The sequence below is a fragment of the Parasphingorhabdus sp. W113 genome, from assembly GCF_055693205.1.
The window spans coordinates 1,695,833-1,712,302 of the sequence record NZ_CM146328.1 but is presented as its reverse complement, the minus strand read 5'-3'; the positions used below and the strand labels follow the sequence as shown (position 1 = coordinate 1,712,302).

The 16,470-nt window shown below is 57.2% G+C and carries 18 protein-coding genes; 11 read left to right on the top strand and 7 right to left on the bottom strand.

Translation table 11 applies throughout. The features are described from left to right. Positions 1–116 precede the first annotated feature (116 nt). From ACZ1GS_RS08110 to ACZ1GS_RS08090, 5 genes are read left to right on the top strand one after another with little or no spacing between them, the layout of a single operon-like run. A complete protein-coding gene (locus ACZ1GS_RS08110) occupies positions 117–668 on the top strand; it encodes a hypothetical protein (protein ID WP_472697954.1) in 552 nt (183 codons plus the stop codon). 44 nt (positions 669–712) lie between these two features. Then, entirely contained in the window at positions 713–1,141 is a 429-nt protein-coding gene (locus ACZ1GS_RS08105; RefSeq protein ID WP_472697953.1) for a phage holin family protein, read from the top strand. Next, positions 1,138–1,491, top strand: a complete 354-nt coding sequence (locus tag ACZ1GS_RS08100; protein WP_472697952.1) for a hypothetical protein — start codon at positions 1,138–1,140, stop codon at positions 1,489–1,491. The genes ACZ1GS_RS08105 and ACZ1GS_RS08100 overlap by 4 nt, the downstream gene beginning before the upstream one ends. A 33-nt stretch (positions 1,492–1,524) precedes the next feature. Further along, positions 1,525–2,073, top strand: coding sequence for an ElaB/YgaM/YqjD family protein (locus tag ACZ1GS_RS08095; protein ID WP_472697951.1), 549 nt, complete (start codon positions 1,525–1,527; stop codon positions 2,071–2,073). Positions 2,074–2,094: 21 nt separating this feature from the next. After that, a complete protein-coding gene (locus tag ACZ1GS_RS08090) occupies positions 2,095–2,328 on the top strand; it encodes a DUF4170 domain-containing protein (protein WP_472697950.1) in 234 nt (77 codons plus the stop codon). A gap of 36 nt (positions 2,329–2,364) precedes the next feature. On the opposite strand, the gene ACZ1GS_RS08085 is transcribed toward ACZ1GS_RS08090, so the two are convergent. From ACZ1GS_RS08085 to carA, 7 genes are all read right to left on the bottom strand, one after another. After that, complete coding sequence (locus ACZ1GS_RS08085; RefSeq protein ID WP_472697949.1) at positions 2,365–3,006, bottom strand: rhomboid family intramembrane serine protease; 642 nt, start codon at positions 3,004–3,006, stop codon at positions 2,365–2,367. A 6-nt stretch (positions 3,007–3,012) separates the two neighbouring features. Next, complete coding sequence (gene greA / locus ACZ1GS_RS08080) at positions 3,013–3,486, bottom strand: transcription elongation factor GreA (protein WP_472697948.1); 474 nt, start codon at positions 3,484–3,486, stop codon at positions 3,013–3,015. A 114-nt stretch (positions 3,487–3,600) separates the two neighbouring features. Continuing rightward, a complete protein-coding gene (carB, locus tag ACZ1GS_RS08075; protein ID WP_472697947.1) occupies positions 3,601–6,939 on the bottom strand; it encodes a carbamoyl-phosphate synthase large subunit in 3,339 nt (1,112 codons plus the stop codon). Between the two features lies 1 nt (position 6,940). Continuing rightward, positions 6,941–7,723: a hypothetical protein gene (locus ACZ1GS_RS08070; protein ID WP_472697946.1), complete on the bottom strand. Its 783-nt coding sequence runs from the start codon at positions 7,721–7,723 to the stop codon at positions 6,941–6,943. Continuing rightward, positions 7,681–8,055, bottom strand: a complete 375-nt coding sequence (locus ACZ1GS_RS08065) for a ribonuclease E inhibitor RraB (protein ID WP_472697945.1) — start codon at positions 8,053–8,055, stop codon at positions 7,681–7,683. The genes ACZ1GS_RS08070 and ACZ1GS_RS08065 overlap by 43 nt, the downstream gene beginning before the upstream one ends. Next, positions 8,042–8,755 carry a lysozyme inhibitor LprI family protein gene (locus ACZ1GS_RS08060; protein ID WP_472697944.1) on the bottom strand — a complete coding sequence of 238 codons (714 nt, stop codon included), beginning with the start codon at positions 8,753–8,755 and terminating at the stop codon, positions 8,042–8,044. Before ACZ1GS_RS08060 ends, ACZ1GS_RS08065 begins: the two co-directional genes overlap by 14 nt. Then, complete coding sequence (gene carA / locus ACZ1GS_RS08055; protein WP_472697943.1) at positions 8,752–9,933, bottom strand: glutamine-hydrolyzing carbamoyl-phosphate synthase small subunit; 1,182 nt, start codon at positions 9,931–9,933, stop codon at positions 8,752–8,754. Before carA ends, ACZ1GS_RS08060 begins: the two co-directional genes overlap by 4 nt. A gap of 133 nt (positions 9,934–10,066) precedes the next feature. Here carA and ACZ1GS_RS08050 point away from each other — a divergent pair, with 133 nt between their 5' ends. From ACZ1GS_RS08050 to ACZ1GS_RS08025, 6 genes are all read left to right on the top strand, one after another. Beyond that, positions 10,067–10,519, top strand: coding sequence for a GatB/YqeY domain-containing protein (locus ACZ1GS_RS08050; protein ID WP_472697942.1), 453 nt, complete (start codon positions 10,067–10,069; stop codon positions 10,517–10,519). 47 nt (positions 10,520–10,566) lie between these two features. Beyond that, entirely contained in the window at positions 10,567–10,956 is a 390-nt protein-coding gene (locus ACZ1GS_RS08045; protein WP_472697941.1) for an endonuclease domain-containing protein, read from the top strand. After that, positions 10,953–12,833, top strand: coding sequence for a DNA primase (dnaG, locus tag ACZ1GS_RS08040; RefSeq protein WP_472697940.1), 1,881 nt, complete (start codon positions 10,953–10,955; stop codon positions 12,831–12,833). Before ACZ1GS_RS08045 ends, dnaG begins: the two co-directional genes overlap by 4 nt. 80 nt (positions 12,834–12,913) lie before the next feature. After that, positions 12,914–14,932, top strand: coding sequence for an RNA polymerase sigma factor RpoD (gene rpoD / locus ACZ1GS_RS08035; protein WP_472697939.1), 2,019 nt, complete (start codon positions 12,914–12,916; stop codon positions 14,930–14,932). A gap of 155 nt (positions 14,933–15,087) precedes the next feature. Further along, a complete protein-coding gene (locus ACZ1GS_RS08030) occupies positions 15,088–15,618 on the top strand; it encodes a dihydrofolate reductase family protein (RefSeq protein WP_472697938.1) in 531 nt (176 codons plus the stop codon). Positions 15,619–15,739: 121 nt separating this feature from the next. Then, entirely contained in the window at positions 15,740–16,429 is a 690-nt protein-coding gene (locus ACZ1GS_RS08025) for a DUF6975 family protein (RefSeq protein ID WP_472698098.1), read from the top strand. The last annotated feature ends 41 nt before the right edge of the window (positions 16,430–16,470 follow it).

Here is a 16,470-nt window from a genome sequence, read left to right as displayed (position 1 = left end):
CCCGTTCGCAAGGCAATGCACAGCTTTGGAAAAAGCCTTCATAACAGTGTTTTTGACCTTGAAATCTGTTCCCGAAGGGCCACTTTGAAGGAAAGGATATGGAAGAAGGGAATATCATGACAGCCAAGCAAGACAAGCCAGCCCCGCGCAAGGCCGCAGCCAAGAAAAAGCCCGCCGCCAAAACGACTGCGCGCAAGGCCAGTGCAACAAAATCGGCAACGACAAAGGCCAGTGCAACAAAAAACGCCAAGGCCAAACCGGCGGCGCCAAAGAAAGTCGGCGCTACCCGGGCAGCCGCGTCGACATCCAAGGAATTCAGCACCGTGGAATTCAAGGACCGCGCGATCACCAAAGCCCGCTCAGCAGCCAATGAAGGCAAGGCGCGGACCGGTGACGCGATCAGCGGTCTCGGCAACATGATCGAAAACAGCGCCAAGACGATCGACGAGAATGTCGGGGAAAAATATGGCGATTATGCGCGATCAGCAGCCGATGCCGTGACGTCTTTTGCCGACAAGCTGAACGCCAAAGATGTCGACCAGATGGTCGATGATGCCCGCGATTTTGTCCGGAAAAAACCGGCAGTCGCGATTGGCGCGGCAGCGGCTGTGGGCTTCCTGATATCCCGCCTGGTCAAATCCGGTATGAACAATGATGATGAAGCCTGACGGCTTTTATCCCGAACACCATTGGGAACGGGGAAGGATCATTTTTGGACGCTGACAAACCAGACCACCCCGCCACTCCGGCGGCAGAAGAGATGGACGACCAGGCGCTGGCAGAGAGCAGCGCGGGATTTGTCGACGCGTCCGATAAACCGATTGCCGAGCAATTGTCCGAAATTGCTGCCGATGCCAAGGCGCTGGTTGATACCGAAATCGCCTATTATCGCGCCAAACTGGATGCCAATCTCAGCGCATCCAAGCGGGTGCTGGCCTATTTCGGCCTCGGGTTGGCCTTTGGAACCGCCGGTTTGACCGCCTTTGTGCTTGGTTTGTTGATGACCCTTGCGCCCTATGTCGGGCCCGGACCGGCGACAGTCATCGTTGCAGCCGGCTTTTGCCTGCTCGGCGGCGGCCTGATCGCGATGGCGGTCAAACGGGCGCGGAAACTGCCACTCGATAGCGAGAACGAGCGATGAGCAGAATGAAAGACAAAGTAGAGAAAATGCGGCTTTTGTCCGCCGAGCGGTCTTCCGGGCGGGATCAGATATCCCGCGACGTGAAATTCCTCAAAAGCAGTTTGCGTCCCGCCAATATGGCGCAGCGCATGGCCGGATCGATGCGCGACAGCGCAAAGGAAACCGGCGACAAGGCCGTCGCAAAAGTCCGCGCCCATCCCGCAGCGGTGGTCGCCGTCGCCGGCACGATTGCAGCCGCCCTGCTCTACAAACCGGTCCGCGCGATTGTTTCGCGGATGTCCGATGACAAGACCGGTACTGCCGACTATGATAGCCATCCATCACAGATCTATTCTGATGAAGAAGAATGAACCCATCCGTTACGACGACCCGAGGAGTAAGCCATGAGCAGATTGTCCGATAATATTGAAAAAGCCCGCGCGGCGTCCCGCGAACGGCTGGACAGCGCCAAGACGGTGGCCACCGAACTGGCGAGCGAGAGCACGGCTGTTGCCCGGACCAGAATGTCCGACAGCAAACGGCGGGCCGCAGAACTGCTGGGACAAGGCAAGTCCATCGCTGCCGAAGGCAGCGCCGCAACCAAGGAAGCGGCGCGCAAGGCTGCAGACAAATCCACGGAAACCGTCGAAAAAAGCCCGCTCGCCGTTGTCGCTGGCGGACTCGCCCTCGGCACGCTGATCGGCATATTGCTGCCGCGGACCAAGACCGAAGACAAAGTGATTGGCGGAGCCGGGCGGAAAATCAACGAAACCGCCAAATCGGCTTATGGCGCCGCGAAGGAAGCCGGCCAGGAACAGATCGAAAATCTCGGCCTCAACCGCGACAGCGTTCAGGATCAGATAAAAGATTTATTTGGCAAAGCCTTTCAAGCTGCTAAGAGCGCCGCCGAAGCCGCAGGTGAAGCGGTAAAATCGGAAAATTCCAGCAAATAGGCAGGACAATCGGGGCATATTATGAGCGAGCGTAGCAAAATTCATTTGGTCATGGGTGGACGGGTCAAGGATCCGCGCGGCCTGGATTATGAAAATCTCAATGAAGTCGATCTGGTCGGCGTTTTTCCCAATTATGAAGAAGCCGAAGAAGCCTGGCGCTCCAACGCCCAGCGCACCGTGGATGATGCCGAGATGAAATATGTCATCGTGCACCTGCACAAGTTGCTCGAGCCCGAACTGCCTGCCGAAGACTAGGACAAGCGCAAGCCGAGCCGACTGGTCGGCGCGCGATCAGGCCGACCGAAACCGCCATTGCAGCAACGGCCGGGTGATCAGCAGCCCGGCGACAAATCCGCCAATATGCGCGTAAATGGCAATGCCGTTCAGACTGCCGCGCGTGGCGATTCCGATCATCAGCTGAATGCCGATCCAGGCCAGGGTCAGCCAGGCAATCCGCACGATATAGCCGGGAAACGGGCCGACCGGCTGGACATCGTTGCGCGCGAATAACAGCGCATAAGCGCCAAGCACGGCCGAAATTGCGCCGCTGGCACCGACCACCGGGATCATCGAATCGCCGTTAAACGCAAATTCCGCGAAGGACGCGGCATAGGCGCCGAAAATATAGAGCAGCGCCATCAACCTGGCGCCAAGCGCCTGTTCGACAAACCGCCCGCAGAACAGCAGCATGATCATGTTGAAACCGATATGCATCAGGCCGCCATGCAGAAAGGCCGACGACAGCGGTGTCAGCCATACCGGCACCAGCCCGCTCAGGGTTTCCAGTGCCGGGAACTCGCCACCAACCCGGATCGGGAAGAACCCGCCGCGCAACACCGCATCATCCTGCAGCCCGGAAATCCAGAGAAACAGGAAGACCACAGCATTTGCGATGATCAACCCGTTGGTCAGTTTCCCGTTTGGTAGGTTCATCGTGGCTCAGATAAACTCGATCTTCTCAAGCAGATAATATTTATCGCCCGAGGGGACCGTGACTTCAATTTCTTCGCCAACCGAACGGCCGATAAAGGCGCGGCCAATCGGGCTGTTATAGCTGATTTTCCCGGCCTTGGCGTCGGCTTCCGCCTGTCCGACCAGTTGATATTTGACCGGCTTGTCATCTTCGTCGAGCAGCGTCAGCGTGGCACCGAATACGGCCTTGTCGCCGGACAGCGTTGCCGGATCGATCACCTGGGCGCGGCTGAGCTTGTCCTCGATATCGGCCAGCGTCGCTTCCACCTGGCCCTGGCGTTCCTTGGCCGCGTGATATTCGGCATTTTCGGAAAGATCGCCATGCGCGCGGGCTTCTTCGATCGCATCGACGATGCGCGGCCGTTCCTCTTTCAACGCCTTGAGTTCTGCCTCCAATTTGGCATGGCCTTCGGCCAGCATTGGTACTTTTTCTACAGCCATTTTAGGCCTTTCTTCCTTTAAACACAGCGGCTTCACCAGAAGCCGTGTCAAAAATACTATTCCGGCGCCCTTCCCCCCGGAAAGGTCGCCCGCAGTGTGACAGATTGTCGGGAATTACGTCTGCGAAGACTTATAATAAGACTGAAGCGCCCGAACTTCAAGAGTCTCGTCGCGCATGGCCGCAATTGCCTCCATCGCCGCGACGCTCGCCGTGGCGGTGGTATAATAGGGAATTTTGCCGTTCAGCGCCGAAGCACGGATCGATTTCGAATCCTTCAGCGATTGCCACCCTTCGGTGGTGTTGAAGATCAGCGCCACTTCGCCGTCTATAATCCGGTCGACAATATGGGGCCGCCCCTCGGCAACCTTGTTGACCTTTTCGACCGTGATCCCCTGGCTGGACAGATAATCGGCGGTGCCGCTGGTGGCGATCAGGTGGAAACCCAGTTTTTCTGCCAGACGGGCGGCGGGTTCGATAACCTTCTTGTCGGTTTCCTTGACTGAGACGAATAACGTGCCGCCATCGGGCAAATGGTTATTGGCGCCGAGCTGGGCCTTGCCGAAGGCGATCGGGAAGCTGCTGTCAATGCCCATGACTTCGCCGGTCGATTTCATTTCAGGCGACAGGATCGGGTCGACACCGGGGAAACGGTTGAACGGGAAGACCGCTTCTTTGACAGCGATATAATCGATATGTCTGTCAATTGGTGGCAAGTCCTTGAGCTTCTCGCCGGCCATCACCCGCGAGGCGATCTTGGCAATTGGTACGCCAATCGCCTTGGCGACAAAGGGCACCGTCCGGCTGGCCCGCGGATTGACTTCGATCAGATAGACTTCGCCATCCTTGACCGCGAACTGGATATTCATCAACCCGCGCACTTTCAGGCCGATCGCCAGCGCTTCGGCCTGGCGTTCCATCTCTGCGATCAGGGAATCATCAAGATTATAAGGCGGAATGGTGCAGGCGCTGTCGCCGCTATGCACGCCCGCTTCCTCGATATGCTGCAGGACGCCGCAGACCACCACGCTGTCACCGTCGCAAATCGCGTCGACATCCACTTCAATCGCATCGCGCAGATATTGGTCCACCAATACCGGGCTATCGCCAGAGACTTGCACCGCGGTGTTGATATAATCTTCGAGCTGCGCCGGCCCGTCGACAATCTCCATCGCGCGGCCACCCAGCACGAAACTGGGTCGGATCAGCACTGGATAGCCGATGCGCTCGGCAATCTTGACCGCTTCGTCGCGGGTCCGGGCCATGCCATTGTCCGGCTGCTTGAGCTTGAGTTCGTTGACCAGCTTGGCGAAACGCTCGCGATCTTCGGCCAGATCAATCGCATCGGGCGAGGTGCCGAGGATCGGAATACCGGCCTCTTCGAGCGCCGCCGCCAGTTTCAGCGGGGTTTGCCCGCCAAATTGCACGATCACGCCAACCAGCTCGCCCTTGCTTTGTTCGACATGGAGGATTTCGAGCACATCTTCGGCGGTCAGCGGCTCGAAATAGAGCCGGTCCGACGTGTCATAATCGGTCGAGACGGTTTCCGGATTGCAGTTGACCATGATCGTTTCATAGCCCGCATCGGCGAGCGCGAAACAGGCATGGCAGCAGCAATAGTCAAATTCGATGCCCTGCCCGATGCGGTTGGGTCCGCCACCCAGAATGACCACTTTCTTGCGGTCGGAGGGCTGGGCTTCATTCTCAGGCGCCCCGAAAATCGGCGCTTCATAGGTCGAATACATATAGGGCGTCTTGGCTTCAAATTCGGCCGCACAGGTGTCGATCCGCTTGAACACGGGCCGCACGCCGAGCTTGTGGCGCAGCGCGCGTACCTCGGCTTCGGTCGTGGCCCCCGCCATGGCGGCAATCGCGTCATGGACCAGCCCGTGGCCGCCGCCCGCGACCGCGCGCCCGGCGCCGCCAGCCACATGCACGGCATCGACCGCCAGCTTGGCGAGGCGCTCATCGGAAAAGCCCATCGCTTTCAGTTTGCGCAAGGCTTCCGGGCCATTGGGCAGACCATTGTCGAGAATTGCCTGCTCGGCGTCGATAATTTCGCGGATTCGCGCCAGAAACCACGGATCGTAAAAGGCGATGGCGTGAACTTCTTCGTTGCTAAACCCTTCGCGCATGGCCTGGGCCGCGACGAGCAGTCGATCGGGAGTCGGCCGCGCCAGCTCCGCGACAATATCCTCGCGCGACGCCCCGATCAGCGCCTGGACCCGGTTGAACCCGTCAAGATCGGTTTCCAGCCCGCGCAAGGCTTTTTGCAGCGATTCATGGATGTTACGGCCGATAGCCATGACTTCACCCACAGATTTCATCGCCGTTGCCAAGAGCGGCTCCGCGCCTTTGAACTTTTCAAAGGCAAAGCGCGGGATCTTGGTCACGACATAGTCAATGGTCGGTTCAAACGACGCCGGGGTGGCGCCGGTAATGTCATTGTCAATCTCGTCGAGCGTATAGCCGACCGCAAGCTTGGCCGCGACCTTGGCGATCGGGAAGCCGGTGGCCTTGGACGCGAGCGCCGAACTGCGCGATACGCGCGGGTTCATCTCGATCACCACGAGCCGCCCATCCTTCGGATTGACTGCGAACTGTACGTTCGAACCCCCTGTTTCGACTCCGATTTCTCGCAGCACCGCCAGCGAGGCGTTGCGCATGATCTGATATTCCTTGTCGGTCAGGGTCAGCGCCGGTGCGACCGTGATCGAGTCCCCGGTATGAACCCCCATCGGATCGACATTTTCGATCGAACAGATGATGATGCAGTTATCCGCCTTGTCGCGGACGACCTCCATCTCATATTCTTTCCACCCGATCAGCGATTCATCGATCAGCACCTCATTGGTCGGCGACGCCTCCAGCGAGGTCCGCACATAATGGATGAACTCCTCGCGATTATAGGCCACACCGCCGCCGGTGCCGCCCATGGTGAAGCTCGGCCGCATGATCGCCGGCAGCCCGATATCCTCGAGCACCGCCAACGCCTGCTCTTCGCTATGGGCAATGGCCGAGCGCGGGCTTTCGAGCCCGATTTTGTCCATCGCCGCCTTGAATTTCTCGCGATCCTCGGCCTTGTCAATCGCTTCGGCATCGGCGCCGATCATCTGGACATTATATTTGTCGAGCACGCCGCGCTTGTTGAGCGTCAGCGCGGTGTTCAGCGCGGTTTGCCCGCCCATGGTCGGCAGCACCGCATCGGGGCGCTCCTTGGCGATGATCTTTTCGACAATCTCCGGCGTAATCGGCTCGACATAGGTCGCATCGGCCATTTCCGGATCGGTCATAATCGTCGCCGGATTGGAGTTGACCAGGATGATCCGGTAGCCCTCTTCCTTGAGCGCCTTGCACGCCTGGGTCCCCGAATAGTCAAATTCACAGGCCTGTCCGATCACAATCGGACCCGCGCCAATGATCAGGATGGATTTAATGTCAGTTCTTTTGGGCATATTATTCTTTTTCAATCAGTTTGTTTGGAAGTCGTTCAGACAAATCACTGCGCACCGCTTTGTCACACCAAGCCAGCGCTCTCTTTACCCCAGAAATATCCATTGAGTATTCTATGTCTCGCCAGTTTTGAGGATAGTTTTCATGATTGGTATCTGGGCTCAAGACTCGAAATCCCCAAGTCATTTTCTTCTGATTGAGGAGGTCAGGAAAAAGGCGATCCACCGAGATCCAAGGGCGGTTTATGTTTCTTCGAAATACCTGATAACCATTGTAGATTGGTATGATTATTTCATCTTCGTTCGCAACGGAAGTCGGTCGATATTCAAAATTTCGAAATTTCTTCAACGGTTCCCGTGGGATATTTGTAACGTCCACAATAACGTCGCCGATTTCCAACCACAAAATATCATGCAGAACGGTTGTGGATTCCCGATTACCGTCAGCATCCATTGCCAGAAAATCTAACGAAACAGATTGAACTCTTCCTTCTTCGTCGACTTGAAACTGAAGATTGTCGTGTCGCGCGTAACACTCTGTTCCGCCCTTCAACGGCTCATCATTTAGCCACTTAATCTTCGAAAAAGCACGCAGTTCCCATTTCCCTATCTGTTCATTAGCATATTCAAAATTGCTTATGTAACGGGGTTTTGCTTCGCCTGCTTGAGCTGGGAACATTACCACGAAAAAGATGGCTGTCAGACTGACAAACCACTTTTTACCAAGGCCGACGTAGGACAAAATCACGCCGGATTCTCGTCTGAAATCGGCCCATTTTCGTTGCACGCAAAACAGCCCCAGCCATCGTGGTCAATGGCATAATCCTGTTCGATTTCCAGGCATTTGCGGGTCAGGTCGTGGATCGTCTCTGGCCGCGTGTCGGCATCGATTTGCAGTTCGATCTGCCACTCGCCCTCGTCCTTTTCGACGAAAGCCGAGCGGAAACCGAGCTTTTTCGCGTCGTTTTTCAGCTTGTTCAGTTGCGCCACCGCGCCGACAAATTGCACATTAATCTCGCGCACAACATGCGCCACATCGCCGCCCGCCGCCATATTGGCGAGGATTTCGTCGTCGGTCGCCCATTCCTGCGCGAGATAGTCGGGATCAATGCTGCTCATCGTCGCCTCCTTGCGCAGGCTTGGGAAGGCCTCTGTCCAAGCCCGCCGCGGCATCGGTCAGCATCAGGTCGACCGGATTGTCCTGCAGCATATCACTATGCTGCGAGGTCAGCCGGGCCATGCAATGCAGGCCATTGGATTCCGCCGACGGGGCCGACTCGGTCCGGCGGGCAATGGCGCAGGTCTTGTCGGCATAGGTCCGGAACGCGCGCTGTGCCTGTTCGATCTGGTCCGTGCTGATATTGCGCGCGTCCAGGGCCGCGTGGATATTGATCAGCACCCCGTCCATCCGCGCCTGCTGAAGGGTCAGCGCCATTTCATCGCAGCTGGTCCGCTGGCCGCCGGGCCATCCGGAAAAATCAATCTGGTCGTAACAACCTGGCACGCCCTTGTTCGCCGGCCACTTGCCATAAGGCGCAAGCGTGAAGTCGACGCCATAGGTCCGCACGCCGCGCAAGGCACAGAGGAATTTCTCGCCCAGCGCCGGATTGGGCAGGATCCAGAAATAGCCGCCCGAGCCGTCGGACGCCTTGTCAAACAGGATGACATCCTCGCCGAGCTGGCATTCCGCGCGAATAATCCCGGCATAGCGCTCTCCGGCTGACGGATAGTCCTTGGCCTGCGCCGGAATCGCCCCGCAAAGCAGCATATTGGCCGCGAATATCGTCTTGAACAAGGAAGACCGGCGGGCTGTCGTCACCCCAATCCGCTCACAAATTTGTCGAACAGATAGAAACTGTCCTGCGGCCCGGGGCTGGCCTCGGGGTGGTATTGGACGCCAAAGGCGCGTTTACCGGTGATGCTGATCCCGCAATTGCTGCCGTCGAACAGGCTTTTGTGGGTTTCGACGATGCTGTCGGGCAAGGTCTCGCTGTCGACGGCAAAGCCATGGTTCATGCTGGTAATCTCGACCAGACCTTCGCTGTCATCCCAGTCGCCGCCAATGCGCTGGACCGGGTGATTGGCGCCGCGATGGCCCTGGTGCATCTTGACCGTCTGCGCGCCGGCGGCCAGCGCCAGGATCTGGTGACCGAGACAAATGCCGAATAACGGGATATCGGCCTGCAACAGCTGCTGCACCACCGGTACGGCATAGATCCCTGTGGCAGCCGGATCGCCGGGGCCATTAGACAGAAACACGCCGTCGGGTTGCAACGCGAGTATCTCGTCATAGGTGGTTTCCGCCGGAACCACAGTGACTTTAGCACCGGCTTTCACAAGGTTTCTAAAGATATTCCGCTTCGCTCCGAAATCCATCGCCACGACATGCGGCCGGGTGACGTTCGGTTCCAGCGGCGCATAGCCATGGCCGAGACGCCAGATCCCGCTATCCCAGATCCGGGTCTGATGCCCGGTTACTTCCACGGCCAGATCCATGCCTTCGAGACCAGCCCATTCGCGGGCCTGCGACAGCAAGGCATCAATATCAAACTGGCCATCCGGGTCATGGGCGATGACCGCATTGGGCGCGCCCGCTTCGCGAATGCGCCGGGTCAGCGCGCGGGTGTCGACGCCGGCGAGACCAATCCGCCCCTGCTCGGCCATCCACTGGTCAAACGGCTTGCTGTTGCGGAAATTGCTCGGCGCGGTGACATCTTCCCGGACGATACAGCCCAGCGCATGCGGGGTATCGGCCTCGACATCCTCGTCATTGGTGCCGACATTGCCGATATGCGGGAAGGTGAAGGTCACAATCTGTCCGGCATAGCTCGGATCGGTCATGACCTCCTGATAACCGGTCATCGCGGTGTTGAAACACACTTCGCCAACCGCCGAACCGGAGGCACCAAAGCCCCTGCCCCAGACAATTGTGCCATCGGCCAACACCAATATCCCTGTGGCGCCCTCGGGAGCGGCGGGGATATCGGACTGACTCATGATGCTGTTCCTTCTTGCTGCGTGAAGTGCACAAAATTTCATGCGGACTAGGGGTGAAATATTTCCGACACAATCTATGAAATATTGAATCTTCCGGCTAGGGTTAACGCTTATTCCAAAATGCGAGGCAGTTATGATTCGCGACTCCGTGAAAGCCGCGCAAATTGCGGCAATGAAGGCGAAAGACAAGGACCGGACCGCTGCGACTCGGTCGATCCTCGCAAAGATCAAGGACAAGGATATCGAATTGCGGACCAAGGACGGCGCAGTGGATGACGATGCGCTGGTGACGGACGTGCTGCAGAAAATGGCCAAACAGCGCCGCGAATCGATCAGCATGTACGAAGAAGGCGGCCGCACGGAGCTGGCCAGTCAGGAAAAATTCGAACTGGCTGTGATCGAGGAATTTCTACCAGCCCAGCTCAGCGAAGCCGAAACCAGCGCGCTGATTGACGGGATCAAGGTTGAACTCGGTGCGGAGTCGATGAAAGACATGGGCCGGGTCATGGGCGAACTGAAAAAGCGCCATGGCACCGAAATCGACATGAGCAAGGCCAGTGGCCTGGTCAAGGCAGCGCTGGGATAGGAAGACATCTTCTCCCCTCCCGCCAGCGGGAGGGGTCGGGGGAGGGCATGAAAGAGTTTACGCAAAGAAAGACCAACCAAGCGCGGGATTTGCGGAACAATGCCACCCCGGCGGAGAGAAGATTGTGGCCTTATCTCTCGGCGCGAAAGCTGGATGGTGTGAGGTTTAATCGGCAAGTTTGTATAGGTCCGTATATTTGTGATTTTGCAGCGCGGACTGAAAAGCTAGTTATTGAACTGGACGGAGATTCGCACAGTCAACAGATTGGCTATGATAAGGAACGGACAAGCTTTCTGGAAAATCAGGGCTATTCTGTGATTCGTTTTTCAAATTTGGATGTGATGGAGAATGTCGAGGGTGTGGTCGAACAAATCGGACTGGTTTTGAAGGATAGGCCCTCCCCTAACCCCTCCCGCAGACGGCAGGGGAAACTGTGACGCTTTCTCCGCAATGGCTGGATGAGCTGCGCAACCGGACGACCCTGTCGACGCTGATCGGGCGCACGGTCAAAGTGCAAAAGGCGGGGCGCGAATTCAAGGCCTGCTGCCCGTTCCACAACGAGAAAACCCCCAGTTTCACAATCAATGACGAAAAAGGCTTTTACCATTGCTTTGGCTGCGGTGCCCATGGCGATGCGATCCGCTGGATGACCGACCAGCGTGGGCTCGGCTTCATGGACGCCGTGAAAGAGCTGGCGGCCGAAGCCCAGATGGAAGTCCCTGCCCCCGATCCGCGCGCGGCACAGCGCCAGGAACAGCGGGCCACCTTGCATGACGTCATGGCGGCAGCGCAGGATTGGTTCGTCACCCAGTTTAACGGCATCGAAGGCACGGCGGCGCGGGAATATCTCGCAAATCGGGGGATTTCGGACAAAACCATTCGCGAATTCGGCTTCGGATTCGCACCGGATTCGCGCGGCCGGCTGAAAGACGCCCTGTCGGTGCACGGAATCGACCAGCTGGTCGAAGCCGGCCTGTTGATCCAGGTCGACAACAAAGACCCGTATGACCGGTTTCGAGGCCGGCTGATGATCCCGATTCGTGATCCCCGGGGCCGGGTGATCGCCTTTGGCGGCCGCATTTTGGGCGACGGGGAGCCGAAATATCTCAATTCTCCCGACACGCCGCTGTTCGACAAGGGGCGCACGCTGTACAATCTCGACAAGGCCTCGCCGGCCTCGCGGCAAACCGGACGGATATTGGTTGTCGAAGGCTATATGGACGCCATTGCGCTGGCCCAGGCGGGCTTCGAGGATGTCGTCGCCCCGCTCGGTACCGCGCTGACCGAGCATCAGATCGAACGGATCTGGAAGATGGTCGAAGCCCCGATCCTGTGCTTCGATGGCGACAGCGCGGGGCAGAAGGCCGCGATGCGGGCGGCGTTGCGGGCGCTGCCGATTTTGCGGCCATCACACAGTCTGCATTTCATATCCCTGCCGCTGGGACAGGATCCCGATGATCTTATTCGCGCCGAGGGGCCAAAGGCTTTTGCGGATCTGGTTGCCAAACCGCAGATGCTGGCCGATCGCCTGTGGCAGCATGAATATGATCGCGAGCCGCTGCGCACACCGGAAAACAAGGCCGGCTTCAAAAAGCGGCTGGCCGACCATGTCCGGGAGATTGGCGACCCCGATATCGCCCAGCACTATCGCCAAGATTTTCAGGAGCGTTATCAGGAAACCTTCTTTGCCAGCCAGAATGCGCCATTCCAGCGGTCATCCAACCCGCAATCGCGCCAAGCCTGGAAAGGCAAACAGCGATCCCCGCTGGCATCCTTCACGCCCACCGAGGACACAAAAACGGTTTTGATCGCTGGCCATGACCTGCGCATTGCAAAAGCGGTGATCGGCGGCCTGATCCGTCATCCGTCGCAGATTTCCAAGCATTTCGAAGTGCTGACCATCATGACAATCAGCGACTCGCAACTGCAGGCGCTACTATCCGAGATGCTGCGCGCCGCAATGCGTAAAGAAATGCTTGATATGCGGGGCCTTCTTACCATATTGGAACAGACAGATTGTTATAATGTCGCAAAAGGGCTGTTACGGGCCGATGCGCTGAATTTCACTTTCAACCGCAAGTTGCCAGATCCTGCCCCGTCAGAAACGATTGAACGGGCGCATCAGGATTTGTCAGAAGCGATTAAGGTGATGGGCGCCCGGCCCGCTATTGAAGCGGCTCTTGCAGAGGCAACAAGGCGGGTACAGGACCAACTCGATGATGAAAGCTATGCCGAGCAACAAAGATTGCGCCAGGCCAAGCAGGAATTTCATGAACGGCTGGTCGAACTTACTCAGATCGATGATGTCCTGTGAACAGAAGCCAATTTTGAAAATGGGGTCGCACAAGATCGTGTGACCTTTGATATCAGTTTTTAACGTAGGGGCCTTGAAACTTGGCAAGCAAAGCAAAAAAATCGGCAGCAGAAGATGCACCACTGATTGATTTGAACGATTCAGCAGTCAAGAAATTGCTGACCAAGGCCAAGAAGCGCGGCTATCTGACGATAGACGAACTCAACGAAGCCCTCCCTCAGGAACAGAATGAGCAGATTGAAGACGTGATGTCGTCCATCTCCGAAATGGGTGTACGGATTGTCGAGAATGACGAGGAAGCGGCCGAAGAAATGGCCGGGGACGAAGTCGAATCGATCGACGAAAAGGGCAAGGACAAAGACAAGAAAACCGCTGCGGCAGCGCCAAAAAAAGCGGCCGGCGATCGCACCGATGATCCGGTGCGCATGTATCTGCGCGAAATGGGCGCGGTCGAGCTGCTTAGCCGCGAAGGCGAGATTGCGATTGCCAAGCGCATCGAAGCGGGCCGCGACACGATGATTTGGGGCCTGTGCGAAAGCCCGACCACCTTTAACGCCATTATCGAATGGTCGACCGCCCTGAATGACGGTGAAATGCAGCTGCGTGAGATTCTCGATCTCGATGCGATGCTGTCCAAGGATCCCGTCCCTGAGAATCTTGAAGAAGAAGATGATGACGATGGCGAAATCAGCGAGAAAACCGCTGGTCCGTCGTTCAAGGATGATGACGAGGTTGAAGACGAACCGGAAGCCGCAGAAGGCGAAGGCGATGACGAAGACAATCTGACCGAGCGTCGGACCAAGCGCGTGGTCGAAGAAGAAGAAGAAGACAACACCCTTTCCCTCGCGCAGATGGAAGAGGCGCTGAAACCTGAAGCGCTCGAAAAATTCGCCAAAATCACTTCGGTGTTCAAGAAATTCTCGAAACTGCAAACCACCCGCATGGAAGCCTTTGCGGTCGGTGACGATTTTGCGGCAGCCTCGGAAAAGAAATATCAGAATCTGCGCGAAGAACTGACCGCGCTTGTCGAAAGTGTCCAGTTCCACGCCAACAAGATCGAGTTTCTCGTCGACCAGCTCTATTCCTTCAACCGGCGCCTGACCGCCCTTGGCGGCCAGATGTTGCGTCTCGCCGAGCGCCACAAGGTGCCCCGGCGCGCGTTTCTCGAAAGCTATATCGGCAGCGAACTGGATGACAGTTGGCTCGCCAGCATGGCCAAGACCGACAAGAAATGGGCCGCTTTCGCAGAGAAAGAAGTCAATTCGGTCGAACGGATTCGCTCCGAAATTGCCGATATTTCGGCGGCAACCGGCACCTCGCTCGATGAATTCCGGCGGATCGTCAACATGGTCCAGAAAGGCGAGCGCGAAGCGCGGATCGCCAAGAAGGAAATGGTTGAAGCCAACCTGCGGCTGGTGATCTCGATTGCCAAAAAATATACCAATCGCGGCCTGCAATTTCTGGATTTGATCCAGGAAGGCAATATCGGTCTCATGAAGGCGGTCGACAAATTTGAATATCGCCGCGGGTACAAATTCTCGACCTATGCCACCTGGTGGATTCGCCAGGCGATCACCCGGTCGATTGCCGATCAGGCCCGGACCATCCGTATTCCGGTCCATATGATCGAAACAATCAACAAGCTGGTCCGCACCTCGCGCCAGTTCCTGCACGAGCAGGGCCGCGAGCCGACACCGGAAGAAATGGCCGAACGCCTGTCCATGCCGCTTGAAAAAGTGCGCAAGGTTATGAAGATCGCCAAGGAACCGATCAGCCTCGAAACCCCGATTGGTGACGAAGAAGATTCCCATCTCGGTGATTTTATCGAGGACAAAAATGCGATTATTCCGGTCGACGCGGCGATTCAGGCTAATCTCAAGGAAACCGTGACCCGGGTATTGGCGAGCCTGACCCCGCGCGAAGAACGGGTGCTGCGGATGCGTTTTGGCATCGGCATGAACACCGATCATACGCTCGAAGAAGTCGGCCAGCAGTTCAGCGTGACCCGCGAACGCATTCGGCAGATCGAGGCGAAAGCGTTGCGCAAACTGAAACATCCAAGCCGCAGCCGCAAAATGCGGAGCTTCCTGGATCAGTAAGCATCGCAGCGGACGACCATCCGAACGCAAGCGGACTTGATCGCTCGGTTGTCAGGCAATAGACCGGCTGACAAAGGAGTGCTCTGACAGTGAACAGCTAAAACCATCAAGAATTGGCCCAGGCCAAATGGTTTCTCTGTTTCCAGGAGCATTTTATGCAACCCGTCATCTATGACGTCGCGGTTTCCATGGACGGTTTTATTGCCGGTCCGGACGGGGACATATCCCGCTTCCCGCACGACGGTCCGATCGTCGACGACTATTTTCAGCGTGTTTCAACCTATGGCTCTGTGCTCATGGGCAAACATACTTATGAATTCGGATATCAATTTGGTCTGGAGTCCGGAGCGAATCCCTATCCCGACCTCGAAGCCTTTGTCTTTTCGCAATCCATCGACCTGCCAAGCAATCGGGCAGTAACCGTTGTCCATGGGTCTGCCCTCCCCAAGATTCGCGAAATGAAAAGCAAGCAGACCAAACCGATCTACCTCTGCGGCGGCGGGCAATTTGCCCGGTCGCTGCTCCAGGCCGATGCCATAGATATTCTCCGCGTAAAAAGAGCACCGATTATTCTGGGCGGAGGGACGCCGATTTTTGGCGGGGAAGCGATCACCAAATTGATACGATGCACCCACAGCAAACTCTATGACAATGGTTGTATCTATCAGGAATTTGCGCTTTTCTGAAACATGGTTTGTATAACCCTAACAGGCGATAAACCGCCTCTTTAGGATTTGCGTCTACATATCAGGAATATCGAGTGATGAGCTTTCCGGCTGATCACGGAACTTTTGAGATGTGAGCGCAATGCCAGAAACCAATCCTTTACCATCCGCGCGGCCATCCCTGGCTGACCATGTGCACGCGCATGGCAGCCACAGCATTTCGCATTTCCAAAGCTGCTATGAGGCCGGCACCGATATCGGTGGCAGCGATGTTACCGATATCGCGCATTTTCTAGGCGTCCTGCACGGCCGGCACCCGGGTGTTGTCGACCATGCCGCGATCAAGACCGCCGACAATGATGCGCGGTCCTGGTTTGTCGACGCGATGGAGGCCTTTGCCGCGGAAAGGGCTTTTCTGACCCGCCTCACGGTGGCCGCCGGTCCGATTACCGGCACCGGCATGCAGGATCAGAGCGAAGCCACCGTCCTGGCCCAACGCAAGGCGCTGGAAATGCTCGCGCAATCTGACCGCACCGGCTGCGCCATTGGCGCGGCTTTCGCGCTCGTGCTGGACTGGCATAGCATTCGGCCGTTGCTCGAACAGATTGCGCTGAAACTCGGCGTCGAACCGAGAACCGCGATATTGCCCGGCAGAGATGCGACCAGCCTGCTGGCCAATCAACTGTCCGAGGTGCCCGGCATCGCCCGCGCAATCAACTTTGGCGCGGATCAAATCCTCGCGCAACATCGCGGACTTTGGCAATTGCTCGATCTCGCGTCAGAAGGCCCGCATCATCGCCTGATCGGTTGGGCGCCAGGCCTGTTCAACTAACCGAATGATTAACTTGCCTGCGCCACCGCTATTCCCTATCG